The organism is Pseudonocardia autotrophica (assembly GCF_003945385.1).
In the GTDB taxonomy this organism is placed as follows: Bacteria; Actinomycetota; Actinomycetes; order Mycobacteriales; family Pseudonocardiaceae; genus Pseudonocardia; species Pseudonocardia autotrophica.
In genome coordinates this window covers 1,407,375-1,421,605 of record NZ_AP018920.1, presented here as the reverse complement: position 1 = coordinate 1,421,605, position 14,231 = coordinate 1,407,375, and the positions used below count along the sequence as shown (strand labels likewise).

Here is a 14,231-nt window from a genome sequence, read left to right as displayed (position 1 = left end):
CGGCAGATGGATGCTGTGGGCCCTCGACACGCGTCCGGTGTGGCAGCGGGGCCTGGGCCTGCGCCGCCGGACGTACCCGTGGACCGCGGTGGTGCGCCGCCGGGTGATCCCCACCCCGGTCCCGGGCGCCCCCGCGCCACGACTCCCCATCCCGACGACGAACGGCCGTGAAGCACGATGTGGATCTATCGAAGCGACGCAGGTGACGCTGCCGTCCGGCAGTGGTGCGAGCGCCGCCTCCGGAGCTGGGCGGTACCGCACCACCAACGGTCGGTGCACGACGACCCTCCGTACGACTACCGCCGCGGGCACCTGGTCGTCGCCGGCCCGGCCGACGCTCCGACCGTCGTCGTCCTCGGCGGACGGCACGGCTGCGCCGCGAGCCTGACCGACCTGCTCGAGCGCCTCGCCACCGAGTACCGGGTGATCGCCGTCGACCCGCCCGGTGAAGCGGGGCTCGGCTCGGGCGGGCGCCCCAACACCGACCGGCTGCGGGACTACGGCAGCTGGTTCGACGACCTGCTCACCGAGCTCGCCCCCGACGCACCCGGTGGCATCACGGTGCTGGCCCACGGGTTCGGAGCCGCCGTGGCACTCGCCGCCCGGCCGACCCCCCGGGTACGCGGGATGATCCTGCTCAATCCGCACGGGCTGGCCCGGCCCGCGCTCCGCGCGCGGCTGCTCACCGCAACGCTGGGCTGGCGGGCCGTCCCCGTGCGGCGGACCGCCCGGCGACTGCTGAGCCGGCTCGGCGGCCCGGCGTTCGTGCCGCCCGAGGCGCTGGTCGACTGGCTGGCGACGGTCGGCAGGCACGTCGCGCTGAGCAGCACCCCGCCACCGCACCCGGAGCTCGCGCGGCGCTGGCACGGCACGCCGGTCACCGTGGGCATCGGGGAGCACGATCCCTTCTTCGGCGACGGTCGCCTGGCCCAGCCGGCCCGGTGGGCGCTGGGCGCCACGGTCGTCGTCGTCCCGGGGGCCGGCGCGCTGCTGCCCTACGAACAGCCGGACGCGGTGCACGTCATGGTGAGCCGCCGGCTGGGCGATGGGGCGAGCACCGGTCGCTCACCGCGCTCCGGGCCGGCAGGTGACCGGCAGCCCTCCGGAGACGGAGCGACGGCGCCCGGGGTGGTCGCCGCGGGCGCCACGCACACGATCGACCGACCTCACCACTCGCCGGCTCGGAGCGCGGTCGGGGTGTGAGCGAGCTCGTCGGCCACGTCGTCCGGGCTCATACCGGCAGCACCAGGTGCGGCAGCCCGAGACGGGCGGCGTGGCCGAGCGTGTACCGGGTCCCGCTCTGCGGATCGTCGCCCCGGGGAAAGCCGATCACGAAGTCGCTGCGGTCGACCATCCACCGGTTCCGGGCGTGGAAGGCGTCCGTCCCCGGCCGTCGGGCGCCCAGTTCGACGACACCGGCCGGCCGGGCCCGGAGGGAACGACCCGGGTTCCGGTCACCGTGATCGCTCGGGACATGCCGCCTCCACAGTGATCGGCCGGAACCACGGTCCCATGACGGCACGCCGACAGGGGCGGGACGTCCGAAGGCGACGCCTACCGCGGGAGCGGATCCCCGGAGCCGGGCGGATCCTGCACCGCGGCGGGCCGCCGCAGCAACAACACCCCGGCACCGGTGACCAGCGTCGTCACCACCCCGGGGAGCGCGTCGAGCCCGGGCAGCACGACGACCACGGCCACCAGCTGGCCCACCGCGGCGATCGCGACCACCCAGCCGCACACCCGGCACGACGCCGCCCGCCCGGCCGAGGCGAGCAGCGCGTGCCCGATGATCACGCCGCCGGCCAGCGAGGTCACCGCGCCGAACCCGACCCCGGCGAGCACCCCGATCAGCACCGTGACGAAGCCGCCGGTCGCCGGCGGGTTCCGGCGGGGCACCGCATCGGTCCTCGCCGCGCCGAACCGGATCCGGGCCTGCGCCATCCGGTCGGGCGAGTAGCGCCAGCGGGCCCACGGCGAGCTCGGTTTCGCCACCCGTGCGATGCCGGCGATCCCGATCACCGACACCACCGAGAGCGGAGCCAGCAACGCCAGGCGCGGCTTGCCCTTGAGCCGGTGCACGGTGGCCACCGTGGTGACGACGGTCAGCAGCAGCCCGAGCGGCACCAGGACGTCACCGACGAGGTCCAGGCCGGGCAGCAGCTCGGATCCACCGCTCGGCACCGTTCGAGCATGCGGGAGGTGTCCGGGCCGCGCGCGCCGAGATACGCGGTCGCCGCCTCGGCCGCGGGCCCGCCGAGCCGCCTCCCCCGGGAGGCGGCCGGTGGGTCAGCTACCCGGGTCCGGTGGCGGGACCGCCGGGCACTGCACGTCCGAGCCGTCGCCCGCGGTCCGCTCCGGCAGTGCCCCGGTCGCCAGGTAGGTCGCCACCGCATCGTCGACACAGGACACCCCGGACAGCGACGCCGAGTGCGTGTGCCCGCCGAGCCCCTCGACCAGCGACGATCCGGGGAAGGTCCGGCGGGCCTGCAGCGCGCCCTCGTAGGGGGTGGCGCCGTCGTAGGTCTCGGAGATCAGCAGCGGCCCCTCGGCGAGGGTTCCGCGCACCTGCGGCGCCGGGCCCGGCGGCACCGGCCAGTCCAGGCACGGCGCGTTGTACCAGGCGTTGCCCCAGGTCTCGAACGGCGCGACGGCGTCGGTGGCGGTGTTGTCGGCCTGCCAGGTCGCCCAGTCCGGCGGGAACGGCGCGTCGGTGCACTGGGTGGCGAGGTAGACGGCGTAGTTGTTGTCGTCGGTCGGCGATCCGGCCTGGTCGTAGGCCTGCTTGAGGGCGGCGGCGTCGTCGCGGGTGCCGGCCACGAAGGCGTCGGCGACCCGGGTGTAGGCCCCGACGTTGTACCCGGCGGCGAGGAAGATGTCGGTCCACTCGGCCTGGCCGATCAGCCCGCCCGCCGGTTCGGCCCGCAGCCGGTCGCCGATCTCGTAGTAGAGCGCTTCCACCTCGTCCCCGGAGTCTCCGAGGCCGTAGGTCGCGTCGTTCTTCGCGACCCAGTCGAAGAACACCTCGATGTTGCGTTGGAACGCGACGTTCTGGTTCTGGTTCGCCTGGTACCACCAGGCCCGTGGATCGACGACGCCGTCGAGCACCATCCGGCGGACCCGCTCCGGGAACGTCGTGGCGTAGACCTGGCCGAGCATCGTGCCGTAGGAGAACCCGTAGAAGTTGATCCGGTCGGCGCCCAGCGCGGCACGGATCAGGTCCATGTCGCGCACGGTGTCCTCGGTGCGCAGGTGTTCCAGCAGCGGGCCACCGCGCTCCGCGCATGCCTGCGCGTAGGCCTTCGTGCGGGGCAGCCAGGCGGCCTCGGCGCCGTGCTCCGGGCGGTGGGCGGGCCGGTCGTAGCCGCCGTAGCCGGGGTCGCAGCTCAGCGCCGGCCTGCTGGTGCCGACGCCGCGCGGGTCGAAGCCGATCCAGTCGTAGGCGGCCCCCGCGTTGCTCGGGACCGCGCCGCCGAGCCGGCTCAGCCCGAGACCGGGGCCACCGGGGCCGCCCGGGTTGACCAGCATGACGCCCTGGTACTGCGCGTCCGGGACGGTGTGCCGGACCCGGGAGACGGCGATCTCGATCTGCTCGCCACCGGGATCGGCGTGGTCGAGCGGGACCGGCAGGAACCCGCACTCGGCCCCGGCCTGCTGCAGCGGCGGCGACGCGCACGGCCCCCACGCGATCGACGGTGACTCCTGCGCCTCGCCCGGGGCCGCCGCGCCGGTGAGGACCGCGGCGGCGAGCACCGCGCCGACGACGGGGATGACGATCGTCCTGCGCACGTGTGGTCCCCCGCTCCCGGGCTCGCGCCCGCCCCCCGACGTCGGGCGAGGACGTTGCCATCTGCAACCACTGATCCACAACGGTCACGCGGTGGAGGGACGCGAAAGGCGTAACGAACGTTCCCGGAACGGGCGACGGGTGTGCATCGCCCATCCCGGGAGGCCCGGTCGGGGGGTGGGTGGATCCCGTCTCCTTGACCCCGCCGCACGGGCGCCGCGAGGATCCCCGGCGTGGACCTGCTGCCCGGCGTGCGTGCGCGCGACGTACCGACCGACCGGATCCGGATCCATCTGCTGGAGGCCGGCCCGGCCGACGGCGCCCCGCTGGTACTGGTGCACGGCAACCTGTCGACCGGCCGGTTCTACGAGCACGTGATGCCGGCGCTCGCCGAGGACGGGTTCCGGGTGCTCGCGCCGGACATGCGCTCGTTCGGCCGCAGTGAGGCCGCCCCGCTGGACGCCACCCGCGGGCTCGACGACTGGGCCGACGACAGCGCCGCCCTGCTGCGGGCCCTCGGCATCACGGCTCCCCCGCACCTGGTGGGCTGGTCCACCGGCGGCGGCGCGATCGCCCGGTTCGCAGTGGCCCACCCGGCGGCGTCGCTCACGCTGCTCGATCCGGTCGGGCCGTACGGCTACGGCGGCGTCCGCGACGACGGCACCCCGGTGCATCCCGACGGCGCCGGCTCCGGTGCGGGCGGCGCGAACCCGGAGTTCGTGCAGCGGCTGCGCGAGCGGGACACCTCGGCGGACAGCCCGTTCTCGATCCGGAACGTGCTGCGCCGGACGTACTGGTCGCCCTCGTTCCGGCTGTCCCCGGAACGCGAGGACCTGCTGGTCGACGAGATCCTGCTGACCACCATCGGCGACGGCGGCTACCCCGGTTCGGCGGTCGGCTCGGCGCACTGGCCGGGCTTCGCCCCCGGCGATTCCGGCCTGCTCAACGCACTGTCGCCGAAGTACCTGCGGTGGGACGGCATCGTCGGTCTCGACCCGAAGCCACCGGTGCTGTGGACGCACGGCACCGACGACCTGATCGTCGCCGACGGCTCGATGCTGGAGACCGGGACGCTCGGGCAGGCCGGGCTGCTCCCCGGCTGGCCGGGCGCCGAGGAGTTCCCGCCGCAGCAGATGGTCACCCAGATCCGGACGGTGCTGGAGCGCTACGCCGGCGCGGGCGGCGACGTCCGGACCGAATGGTTCGACGGGTCCGGGCACGGGCCGCTGTTCGACGCCGAGCCCCGCTGGACCCGGGTGCTCCGCGAGTTCCTGGCCGCGGTCCGCTGATGGCGCGGCTGCGCTGCGACGTCGTCGCCGACTCGCTCGGCCTCGCCACCTCGGTGACCGTGCTGCTGCCGCAGCCGTCCCGGACCCGGATCGGGGCCGGTGTTCGGGACCTGGACGCGCCGCCGCCGGTGCTCTACCTGCTGCACGGGCTGTCCGACGACGACACCGCCTGGACCCGCTACACGGCGATCGAGCGGTACGCCGACGAACTGGGGCTGGCCGTCGTCATGCCGCAGGTGCACCGCAGCTTCTATCTCGACCAGGCCTACGGCGGCCGGTACCGGACCTGGGTGTGCACCGAGCTGCCCGAGCTGGTCGCCCGGTTCTTCCGGGTGTCCGGCGACCCGGCGCAGACGTTCGTCGCCGGATTGTCGATGGGCGGCTACGGCGCCCTCGGCTGGGCGCTGCGCGAGCCGGGGCGGTTCGCGGCGGCGGCGTCGCTGTCCGGGGCGCTCGACATCCGTGCCCTCGCCCAGGGACCGCCCCGCGAGGAGGACCCGCGGATCTGGGAGCGGATCCTCGGCGACGAACCGGTCGCCGGCACCGACGCCGACCTGTTCGCGCTGCTGGAGCGGGCCGACCCGGCCGCGGTGCCGCCGCTGTTCGTCTGCGCCGGCACCGGCGACCCGCTGCACGAGCAGTCGATGCGGTTCACCGCGAGCGCCCGCGCCGCCGGGCTCGACGTCACCGGCCACGACGGCCCCGGCGGCCACGACTGGGCCTACTGGGACGCCCGGATCCGGGACGTCCTGGACTGGCTCCCGCTCGCCCGCTGACCACGCCCGGACCGGGTACCGCCGCCGATCATGCCAACTCGCGGACCAGGCGGACCGGGTCCCCCGCCGCGTCGTGCAGGACCAGGTCGCCGTCGTCGATCTCGGCCAGGACGGCGTCGTCGATCCAGAACGCGACCGGGACGTTCTCACAGCCGATCATGGTGCTCATTCCGGCGGCGCCGGTGAAGGCGCCGTCGTCCTCGAGCGCCCAGGTGCCGCTCTGGCCGTTGCAGCCGTCGGATCCGGTCCAGCTCCCGTCCGCGGCGAACTCGGCGAACGCGCGTCCCTGCGCGGTGCCGTCGGCCGGGTACCAGTGCCCGCCGATCAGGTCGGCGGCCGTGGCCGGGCGCGGCCCACCGTCACCGGGGCCCGCGGCACTCGCGGGCGTGTTCGCGCAGCCGAGCAGGGCCAGCACCGCGACCAGCGCGACCCCCAGCAGTATCCGGCTCGTCATCGGCGGTACCTCCCGTTCGTCCGGCTCCACACCTACCGCGCCGGAACGCCCGTTGTCACCCTCAGGTCTGTCGGTCCGGGTCCCGCCGCGCCGCACCGATCTCGAAGGCGGGCAGGCAGACCGCCACGTACTCGGCGCCCTCGGGGCCCGGCGAGCTGTAGCGCACCCACTCCCCCGGCGCGGTGTGCACGGCGCTGCCCGCGGGGACGGTCAGCTCACCGCCGGAGTGCTCGACCCGCAGCTCCCCGCGCAGGACGAGGGTGTACTCGTCGATGGTCTTCGGCGGAGTCCCGGCGGCGGTGACCCGGCTCGCGGTCTCGATCAGTCGTGGCACGCGGCCCATCCTGCCCCCGCGGCGCAAGGGGCCGCGGCTCAGGAAGGCGGTCGGGGCGCAGGAGGGCGGCCGGGGCTCAGGGGTACGGCCGGGCTCAGGAAGGCGGCCGGGGCGAGGGCAACCGCGGCACCGGCACCTCGTCGACCGGCGACGACGGGAACGGCCCGCCGTGCGCCGAGGGGTCCAGTCGCACCGGCCGGGCCCGCGGGAAGACCAGCACCGTCTGCTCGGCCTCCGGCCGCAGCGGATGCCGGTAGTGCGTGCGCACCCAGCTCCGGTTCCGCCAGTGCCCCTCGACCCTGACCACGGCCCACCTCCCGGCTCACCCGACAGGGAACCACGAACCCCCGACAGTGATGGTGCGCCGGAACCCCGGCGGTGACGATGCGCCGGAACCCCGCGACGGTCACGATGCGCCGCGATCCCCGACGGTTCAGCTCATCGGCCGAGCCCGACGGCGGGCAGGATCGCCTGGTCGACGATCTCCGCGAGGCGGCCCCGATCGGGCTCCTCCCCCGTGTCGAGCCCGTGCTTGAACACCAGCGCCTCGCCGATGTCCTCGACGACCGGGGTCAGCAGGGCTGGATCGAGCTGCCCGAGCCGCGCGTAGTGGTGCAGCACGGTCGCGGTGAACCGGCGGCCGGAGGCGTCGAAGACCTCCTGCAGCCCGGCCGCGAGCTCGGGAGCCCGCCGCCGGTCGGCGAGGATCGCCTGCACGGCACGGGCGCTGGGATGGCGCGCCCACTCCAGCAGGAGCTCCAGCGCACGGATCAGGTCGCCGCGCAGGTCGTCGGCGGCCGGCGACGGCTCCTCCACGGGATAGGCGGCACCGATGGCCTCCACCAGCAGCGCCTCGGGGGTCGGCCAGCGGCGGTAGAGGGTGGTCTTGGCCGTCCCGGCCCGCCGAGCCACTCCCTCCATCGTCAGCCGGCCGAGTCCGACCTCGTCGAACTCGGCGAGAACCGACTCGTACAGCGCCGCGATCAGCTCGTCGCCACGGCGACGCGTGCGTGCCGCCACCCGGACCCCCTTGTTAGATACGGAATCGTATCTTAATCTGCTTTAGCTACGCGTTCGTATCTTATAGGGAGCCGCTCGTGCCTACCGCCCCGACCCTCCGCGAGCGAGCGCTCGCGCCCGACCTGGCCCGCGGGCTGATGCTCGCGCTGATCGCGCTCGCCCACTCCCAACTGCTCACCGGACGCGTGCTCGCACCGCTCCCGGGTACGGCGTCGGTGGTGGACACGGCCGCCCAGGCCGCGCTCACCCTGCTCGTCGACAGCCGCGCCTATCCGATGTTCGCCGCCCTGTTCGGCTACGGCCTCGTCCAGATCCTGCGAACCAGGGAGGACCGGCTCGGCCCGGATGGGGCCCGCCGGGTGCTGCGCCGGCGCGGCTGGTGGCTCGTGGCGTTCGGGGTCGCACACACCGTCCTGCTGTTCACCGGTGACATCCTCGCCTCCTACGGCCTGCTCGCCCTGCTGCTGGCCGGGATGCTGCGCGCCACCGGACGGCGCCTGCTGATCCTCGCCACGATCGCCGCGACCATGGGCGCGCTGACCTACGGCACCGTTCTGGCGCTACCCGACCCGACCGGCGGCGCCGAGCTCCCGACCGATCCACTGGCGTCGGCGCTGCTGCGACTGACCGTGCTCCCGGTGCTGACCCCGCTGAACGCACTGATGGCCGCCGGCCCGTTCTTGATCGGGATCTGGGCCGCGCGCCGCAGGCTGCTGGAGGATCCGGCGGCCCACCACCTGCTGCTCCGGCGGACCGCCGTGACCGGGATCGCGCTCGGACTGCTCGGCGCGCTGCCCCAGGCCGCCCGGACGACCGGGTTCTGGGCGCCCGACACCGTCGCCGCGGTCGCGGCAGGCACTCTGCACACCCTCACCGGCTACGCCGGTGGGCTCGGCTACGCGGCAGCGATCGGGCTGCTCGCCGCGCACCTGGCCGGCCGCCGGCGCACCGCTGTGACGGGTGCGCTCGTCGCCTGCGGCAGGCGCTCCATGAGCTGCTACCTCGCACAGTCGGTGGCCTGGCTGTTGCTGTTCGAGCCCTATCTGTTCGATCTCGGCGGCACGGTCGGCCCGGCCGGTGCGGCGGCGATCGGACTGGGGGTGTGGGGGATCACCGTCGGCGTCGCCGCACTCGCCGCCCGGGCGGACCGTCCAGGCCCCGCGGAGGCGCTGCTGCGCAGGCTGGTGGAGCCGGCCGCCCGCTGACGCACCGCTCAGCGCGGCGGCGCCGTCGTCCCCCGCACGACCAGCCGGGTCGGCAGCTCGACGTCGGCCGGGGACTCCCCGGCGATCGTGGCGAGCAGCGCCCGTGCGGCCAGCTCGCCCTGGCGGCGGACCGGCTGCGCGATCGTCGTGAGATCGGCGACGGCGGCCATCTCGTGGTCGTCGAACCCGATCACCGACACCCGCCCCGGCACGTCGACACCGGCCCGGCGCAGCGTCCGGACCACCCCGAGCGCCGCCTCGTCGGACATCGCGAACACCGCGGTCGGCAGCCGCGGCAGCGACAGCAGCCGTCCGGCTGCCGTCTCGCCGGCCGCGACGTCGGCGCCGACCTCGAACACCGGCCCGGGCGCGGCCGCCGACTCGCCGAGCGCGTCGGCCCAGCCGTCGCGGCGGTCCCGCGCGGTGCTGCGGCCACCCGCGTCGGACGGGTCGAACGACACCAGCGCGACGCCCTCGTGCCCCAGCCCGGCCAGGTGCCGGACGGCGGCCCGGGCGCCCGCCCGGTCGTCGACACCGACCCGGAACCGGCCCGGCATGTCGCCGCCGACCACGGTGACGGGCAGGCCGAGATCCTCCAGCGCGGGCCGTTCGGTGTCGTCGAGCGCGGAGGCGACGAGGATCAGCCCGTCCACCCGGCCGCGCACCGGCAGCGTGTCGAAGAAGTGCGTCCGGCTCACCGGGTCGCCCACGTTGTGCAGCTGGGTGACGTGCCCGTCGGCGGACAGCACGGCCTCGACCCCGGCGACCGCCTCGGCGAAGAACCACCGGGTGGGGAATCGGGCCAGCACGGCGACCGTGAGGGACCGGACCGGGAGCGTGTAGCCGACCGCGAGGGCCGCCCGCCGGACCCGCTCGCGGGTGCCCGCGGACACCGGGGTGCCCTCGCGCAGCGCGCGCGAGACGGTGGCCGGGGACACCCCGGCGAGCTCGGCGATCCGGCGGACCCCGGCCGGGCGCGACACCTCGCGCAGCCCTACCCGATCGTCGCTCACCGGGTCAGTCTGCGCTCCCCTCGACAGATGTTGCAACAGCGTGGAACAGTATGAAACACCGCGACACACACTTCCGACCCGGGGAGAGGCATGACCGCCCACGACCCAGCCCGCAGCGGCACACCGACGGCCGACTGGTGGCGCCACGCCGTCGTCTACCAGGTCTACATCCGCAGCTTCGCCGACGGGAACGGCGACGGCACCGGTGACATCGCCGGCCTGCGCAGCAAGCTCGACCACCTGGCCCGGCTCGGCGTCGACGCGATCTGGATCAACCCCTGGTACCCGTCACCACTCGCCGACGGCGGCTACGACGTGGCCGACTACCGCGCGATCAACCCGATGTTCGGGGACACCGCGCAGGCCGAGGCGCTGATCGCCGAGGCGCACGGGCACGGCATCAAGGTGCTGCTCGACATCGTCCCGAACCACCACTCCGATGATCACGTGTGGTTCCGGCAGGCGCTCGCCGCCGGCCCCGGCTCGCCCGAGCGGGAGCGTTACCACTTCCGGGACGGCCTCGGCGAGGGCGGCGAGCTCCCGCCCAACAACTGGAAGTCGATGTTCGGCGGGCCCGCGTGGGAGCGGGTGGTCTCTCCCGACGGAACGCCGGAGCAGTGGTACCTGCACCTGTTCGACGTCCGGCAGCCGGACGTGAACTGGGAGCACCCCGAGGTGCGCGCGGACTTCGAGGCGACCCTGCGGTTCTGGTTCGACCGCGGCATCGACGGGTTCCGGGTCGACGTCGCCAACGCGATGGTCAAGCAGCCCGGGTTGCCCGATCTCGTGGCGGGCGTCAACGACGCCCAGGACGGCGGCCACCCCTACCTCGACCGGGACGGGGTGCACGAGATCTTCCGGTCCTGGCGGCGGATCGGCGACTCCTACGACCCGCCGCGGGTGTTCGTCGCCGAGGCGTGGGTGCCGGATCCGGAGCGGCTGGCCCGCTACCTGCGGCCGGACGAGCTGCAGACCGCGTTCTCGTTCAACTTCCTCACCGCGGCCTGGCTGGCCGACGACCTGCGGTCCAACATCGACGACGCGATCGCCGAGAACTCGGCCGTCGGCGCGCCGGCCACCTGGGTGCTGTCCAATCACGACGTCTGCCGGCACCCGAACCGGCTCTCACGCAAGCCAGAGGCCGGTCGCGGCTGGAACCTCGACGACGTGCTCGACCTGCCCGCCGATCCCGCGCTCGGCCTGCGCCGGTCCCGCGCGGCGACCCTGCTGATGCTCGCGCTGCCCGGCACCGCCTACCTCTACCAGGGCGAGGAGTTCGGCCTGCCCGAGGTGGAGGACATCCCGGTCGACCGGCTCGACGACCCGACCTGGGAGCTGTCCGGGCACACCCTGCGCGGCCGGGACGGCTGCCGGGTGCCCCTCCCCTGGGCCGCCGGCGAGCCGTGGCACGGGTTCGGCGGTCCCGCCTGGCTCCCGCAGCCGGAGGTCTTCGCCCGGCACGCCGCGGACGTCCAGGAGGCCGATCCGGACTCGGTGCTGCACCTCTACCGGGATGCGCTGGTACTGCGCCGCGCGCACCCGGCACTGGGTGGGGGCGAGCTGATCTGGCAGGACTCCCCGGAGGGCACGCTCGCGCTGAGCCGGGTCTCCGACGAGGGCGACGGCGGCTTCACCGCACTGGTGAACGTGTCGTCGGCACCGGTGTCACTGCCCGAGGACGCCGAGGTGATGCTGGCCAGCGGCCCGCTCACCGTGCGCGGTGAGGTTCCGGCCGACACCACGGTCTGGCTCCGGTCCTGATCCCACGGGGCGCGACCGCGAGGTCGTGCCCCCGGGAACGCGGGGCCCTCGCTCGTGCGCGGGAATCGTGATCCCCGCGCACGAGCGCTCAGGCCACCACCGGCAGGCCGGAGAACCAGGTCTCGCGCAGCGTGCGCTCGGTCCAGCGCCAGACCCGCCGGGCCACGACCGGGTCCAGTGCGTGCGCCGCGACCCCGCGACCGGTTCGCGGGTCCGCCGGACCGGCCTCGGCGACATCCTCGAAGTAGCGCCCGCTGACCCCGGCGGCCAGCGGCGACGCGGCGGCCAGCACGACCGTCGCGGCACCCTGCTGCGGGGTCGACCGGTTCGCGGCGGGTGCCACCGCGTTCACCGCGATCCCGTCGCCGGACCAGCGGCGCGTCGCCTCGACCGCGTGCAGCACGGCGGCGGTCCGGGACCGGCCGAGCGCCAGCGCACTGTCGTAGCGGGTGGACATGAAGTGCGGGTCCTCCAGGTCGAACGGCGCGTCGAGGTGCGCGCCGGACGACAGGTTGACGACCCGGGCACCGTCGACGGCCGCCAGCGCCCAGTGCAGGCCCGAGCTCAGCGCGGCCGGCCCGAGGTGGTTGACGGCCAGGTGCAGCTCCCACTCCTCCTCGGCGGTGCGGGACAACGGGATCGCCGACACACCGGCGGTGTTCACCAGCATGTGCAGCGGGCCGTCCCAGAGCCGGACGAAGCGGGCGATGGAGCGCTGGTCGGAGAGGTCGAGTACACCGACCGCGACGCGGTCGTTGCCGGTCTCGGCAACGACCGCGGCCCGCGCCACGGCACCGGCGTCAGCGTCGCGCACGGCGAGGGTGACCTCGGCGCCGGCGCCGGCGAGCGCACGGGCGGTCTCCAGACCGACGCCGGCGGCGGCGCCGGTGACGACAGCACGGCGGCCGGTCAGGTCGACGCCGGCCAGCAGCTCGGCGGCGGTCGGGAGCTCGGCCGCGGTCCGCGCGGGATCGGACAGATCAGGATCGGACAGGGCGGGGGTGAGCAGGGACGGAACGGTCTGGGATCGGTCGGAAACGGGCCGGACGGACATGGCGTTGATCCCTTCTGAGCACCGGATTCTCGGACGGCGGCACGGGCAGCTGCGGTGCGGCGGTGCGCCGGGGCGGATCCGGGTGTATAAAACGGAGGATCCTCCGTATGACTCGGAACTTTATCCGGAGCACCCTCCGGATCGCAACCCGTATCGTGGAGCCGATCGCGTTCGAGGAGGCACGACATGCCCACCGGCACCGGACGATCCGGAACCCGTACCGCACTGCGCGCGGACGCCGCGCGTAACCGCGAGCTCCTGCTCGCCGCGGCGGTCCGGGCGTTCGCCGCGGAGAGCTCGGGCGGCCCGGCCACCACACTCGACGGCATCGCGAAGGAGGCCGGGGTCGGCATCGGCACCCTCTACCGGCACTTCCCGAACCGGGACGCGCTGGTCGAGGCCGTCTACCGCAACGAGCTGGACCGGCTCTGCGCGGCCGCCACCGAGCTGCTCGCCGAGCTCCCGGCGGATCAGGCGCTGCGCGCCTGGATGGACCGGTTCGTCGACTACGTCATCACCAAGAAGCACCTCGCGGACTCGCTGCACACGCTCGTCGCGTGCGGGCGGAACCCGTTCGCGCAGAGCCGGGAGCGGATGGTCGAGGCCGTGCGCTCGCTGCAGCAGGCCGGTGTGGCCGACGGCACCCTGCGTTCCGACGTCGACGCAGCCGACGTGCTCGTCGGCACCAGCGGGATCTGCATGGCGATCGCCGACCCGCAGGGCCGGGCCCAGGCCGGACGCCTGCTGGACCTGCTGGTGGACGGACTGCGCACGCACTGACCCGCGCCGCCCCGGACCCGGCCGCACCGGGAGCCGCTCGACGTCGGCGGCGCGCGGGTGGCGACGAACGCGACACCCGGCGTGATCGTCCGGACACGTAACATCAGGGCAGCACGTCCGGACGCCGGGTCCGGATCGACGTCGGAGGAATCAGTGGGTGACACGCTGCCGTCGAGCACCAGCAGCCGCGGATCGAGGCCCGCCACACCGCCCGCCGCCCCGCCCCCCGATCTGGTCACCGCCCCCGGGTACGGCTCGCGGCGGATGTACCAGGCGTACCTGGCCGCCTGGAACCGGCACGTCGACGGCGTCCTCACCGGTCCACAGTTCGCCGTGCTCTCCGCGGTCCGCGCCTATCCCGACTCCGACCAGAGTTCACTGGCCGGTGCGGTCGCGCTGGACACCTCGACGATGGCCGACGTGTGCCGGCGCCTGGAGCGCCGCGGACTGATCTCCCGGACCGAGTCCCCCTACGACGCCCGGCGCAAGCTGCTCTCGCTCACCGACGACGGCGCCGCGGCGCTGGCCGAGGTGACCCGGCGGACCCGCCGGCTGGACGAGGAGCTCCTCACAGCGGTCCCCGAGGAGCGCCGCCGGGAGATCGCCGTGCTGCTCAACACGCTCGGCGCACACTGGGAGGCGGTCGCCGAGCGACCTCTGCTCGACGACCGCTCCTGACCCGGCCCTCCCGTGTGAACGGGAGATCAACCTTGGTTTCCGTCCGATTCACTCCTCCGCAAACTCTTGCGTATCCGGATAGT

At 74.5% G+C, this 14,231-nt stretch carries 16 protein-coding genes; 7 read left to right on the top strand and 9 right to left on the bottom strand.

Annotated elements, in window-relative coordinates; genetic code table 11:
* Nucleotides 1–273 precede the first annotated feature (273 nt).
* Nucleotides 274–1,203, top strand: coding sequence for an alpha/beta fold hydrolase (locus Pdca_RS06930; protein WP_158092214.1), 930 nt, complete (start codon nt 274–276; stop codon nt 1,201–1,203).
* A gap of 28 nt (nt 1,204–1,231) precedes the next feature.
* Here the strand turns inward: Pdca_RS06930 and Pdca_RS37465 are convergent, their stop codons facing one another.
* The 3 genes from Pdca_RS37465 to Pdca_RS06915 all read right to left on the bottom strand — a co-directional run bounded on the left by Pdca_RS37465 (nt 1,232) and on the right by Pdca_RS06915 (nt 3,786).
* Nucleotides 1,232–1,354 carry a hypothetical protein gene (locus Pdca_RS37465; protein ID WP_269462845.1) on the bottom strand — a complete coding sequence of 41 codons (123 nt, stop codon included), beginning with the start codon at nt 1,352–1,354 and terminating at the stop codon, nt 1,232–1,234.
* Nucleotides 1,355–1,554: 200 nt separating this feature from the next.
* Nucleotides 1,555–2,181, bottom strand: coding sequence for a hypothetical protein (locus tag Pdca_RS06920; protein WP_085914015.1), 627 nt, complete (start codon nt 2,179–2,181; stop codon nt 1,555–1,557).
* Between the two features lie 105 nt (nt 2,182–2,286).
* Nucleotides 2,287–3,786 carry an alpha/beta hydrolase gene (locus Pdca_RS06915; RefSeq protein WP_232021445.1) on the bottom strand — a complete coding sequence of 500 codons (1,500 nt, stop codon included), beginning with the start codon at nt 3,784–3,786 and terminating at the stop codon, nt 2,287–2,289.
* Between the two features lie 231 nt (nt 3,787–4,017).
* Here Pdca_RS06915 and Pdca_RS06910 point away from each other — a divergent pair, with 231 nt between their 5' ends.
* Both Pdca_RS06910 and Pdca_RS06905 read left to right on the top strand, forming a co-directional pair.
* Nucleotides 4,018–5,073, top strand: coding sequence for an alpha/beta hydrolase (locus tag Pdca_RS06910; protein ID WP_085914014.1), 1,056 nt, complete (start codon nt 4,018–4,020; stop codon nt 5,071–5,073).
* Entirely contained in the window at nt 5,073–5,849 is a 777-nt protein-coding gene (locus tag Pdca_RS06905; protein WP_085914013.1) for an alpha/beta hydrolase, read from the top strand. The genes Pdca_RS06910 and Pdca_RS06905 overlap by 1 nt, the downstream gene beginning before the upstream one ends.
* Nucleotides 5,850–5,877: 28 nt before the next feature.
* On the opposite strand, the gene Pdca_RS06900 is transcribed toward Pdca_RS06905, so the two are convergent.
* The 4 genes from Pdca_RS06900 to Pdca_RS06885 all read right to left on the bottom strand — a co-directional run bounded on the left by Pdca_RS06900 (nt 5,878) and on the right by Pdca_RS06885 (nt 7,657).
* Nucleotides 5,878–6,303: an META domain-containing protein gene (locus Pdca_RS06900; RefSeq protein ID WP_125911287.1), complete on the bottom strand. Its 426-nt coding sequence runs from the start codon at nt 6,301–6,303 to the stop codon at nt 5,878–5,880.
* 61 nt (nt 6,304–6,364) lie between these two features.
* Complete coding sequence (locus Pdca_RS06895; protein WP_085914011.1) at nt 6,365–6,637, bottom strand: cupin domain-containing protein; 273 nt, start codon at nt 6,635–6,637, stop codon at nt 6,365–6,367.
* 94 nt (nt 6,638–6,731) lie between these two features.
* The gene (locus tag Pdca_RS06890; protein ID WP_085914010.1) at nt 6,732–6,944 is read right to left on the bottom strand and encodes a hypothetical protein; all 213 of its coding nucleotides are present in this window, start codon (nt 6,942–6,944) and stop codon (nt 6,732–6,734) included.
* A 131-nt stretch (nt 6,945–7,075) separates the two neighbouring features.
* On the bottom strand, nt 7,076–7,657 hold the full coding sequence (locus Pdca_RS06885; RefSeq protein ID WP_085914009.1) for a TetR/AcrR family transcriptional regulator: 582 nt from the start codon (nt 7,655–7,657) through the stop codon (nt 7,076–7,078).
* Nucleotides 7,658–7,734: 77 nt separating this feature from the next.
* Between Pdca_RS06885 and Pdca_RS06880 the strand changes: the two genes are divergently transcribed.
* Nucleotides 7,735–8,862 carry a DUF418 domain-containing protein gene (locus Pdca_RS06880; protein ID WP_197719941.1) on the top strand — a complete coding sequence of 376 codons (1,128 nt, stop codon included), beginning with the start codon at nt 7,735–7,737 and terminating at the stop codon, nt 8,860–8,862.
* An 8-nt stretch (nt 8,863–8,870) separates the two neighbouring features.
* Here Pdca_RS06880 and Pdca_RS06875 read toward each other — a convergent pair whose 3' ends face one another.
* Nucleotides 8,871–9,875 carry a LacI family DNA-binding transcriptional regulator gene (locus Pdca_RS06875; protein ID WP_158092213.1) on the bottom strand — a complete coding sequence of 335 codons (1,005 nt, stop codon included), beginning with the start codon at nt 9,873–9,875 and terminating at the stop codon, nt 8,871–8,873.
* A 90-nt stretch (nt 9,876–9,965) separates the two neighbouring features.
* On the opposite strand from Pdca_RS06875, the gene Pdca_RS06870 reads away from it, so the two are divergent.
* The gene (locus tag Pdca_RS06870) at nt 9,966–11,636 is read left to right on the top strand and encodes a glycoside hydrolase family 13 protein (RefSeq protein WP_085914008.1); all 1,671 of its coding nucleotides are present in this window, start codon (nt 9,966–9,968) and stop codon (nt 11,634–11,636) included.
* An 88-nt stretch (nt 11,637–11,724) separates the two neighbouring features.
* On the opposite strand, the gene Pdca_RS06865 is transcribed toward Pdca_RS06870, so the two are convergent.
* Nucleotides 11,725–12,690, bottom strand: coding sequence for an SDR family NAD(P)-dependent oxidoreductase (locus Pdca_RS06865; RefSeq protein WP_085914007.1), 966 nt, complete (start codon nt 12,688–12,690; stop codon nt 11,725–11,727).
* 186 nt (nt 12,691–12,876) lie between these two features.
* Between Pdca_RS06865 and Pdca_RS06860 the strand changes: the two genes are divergently transcribed.
* Nucleotides 12,877–13,470 (top strand): TetR/AcrR family transcriptional regulator, encoded by a 594-nt coding sequence (locus tag Pdca_RS06860; RefSeq protein ID WP_085914006.1) that lies wholly within the window; start codon nt 12,877–12,879, stop codon nt 13,468–13,470.
* 153 nt (nt 13,471–13,623) lie between these two features.
* Entirely contained in the window at nt 13,624–14,148 is a 525-nt protein-coding gene (locus Pdca_RS06855; protein WP_373865522.1) for a MarR family winged helix-turn-helix transcriptional regulator, read from the top strand.
* Nucleotides 14,149–14,231: the final 83 nt, after the last annotated feature.

What these genes read in the sequence shown, in the direction of transcription:
- Pdca_RS06870 (WP_085914008.1), top strand. Translation starts at nt 9,966, where the DNA reads ATGACCGCCCACGACCCAGCCCGCAGCGGCACACCGACGGCCGACTGG.
- Pdca_RS37465 (WP_269462845.1), bottom strand. Translation starts at nt 1,354, where the DNA reads ATGGTCGACCGCAGCGACTTCGTGATCGGCTTTCCCCGGGGCGACGAT.
- Pdca_RS06860 (WP_085914006.1), top strand. Translation starts at nt 12,877, where the DNA reads ATGCCCACCGGCACCGGACGATCCGGAACCCGTACCGCACTGCGCGCG.
- Pdca_RS06900 (WP_125911287.1), bottom strand. Translation starts at nt 6,303, where the DNA reads ATGACGAGCCGGATACTGCTGGGGGTCGCGCTGGTCGCGGTGCTGGCC.
- Pdca_RS06905 (WP_085914013.1), top strand. Translation starts at nt 5,073, where the DNA reads ATGGCGCGGCTGCGCTGCGACGTCGTCGCCGACTCGCTCGGCCTCGCC.
- Pdca_RS06865 (WP_085914007.1), bottom strand. Translation starts at nt 12,690, where the DNA reads ATGTCCGTCCGGCCCGTTTCCGACCGATCCCAGACCGTTCCGTCCCTG.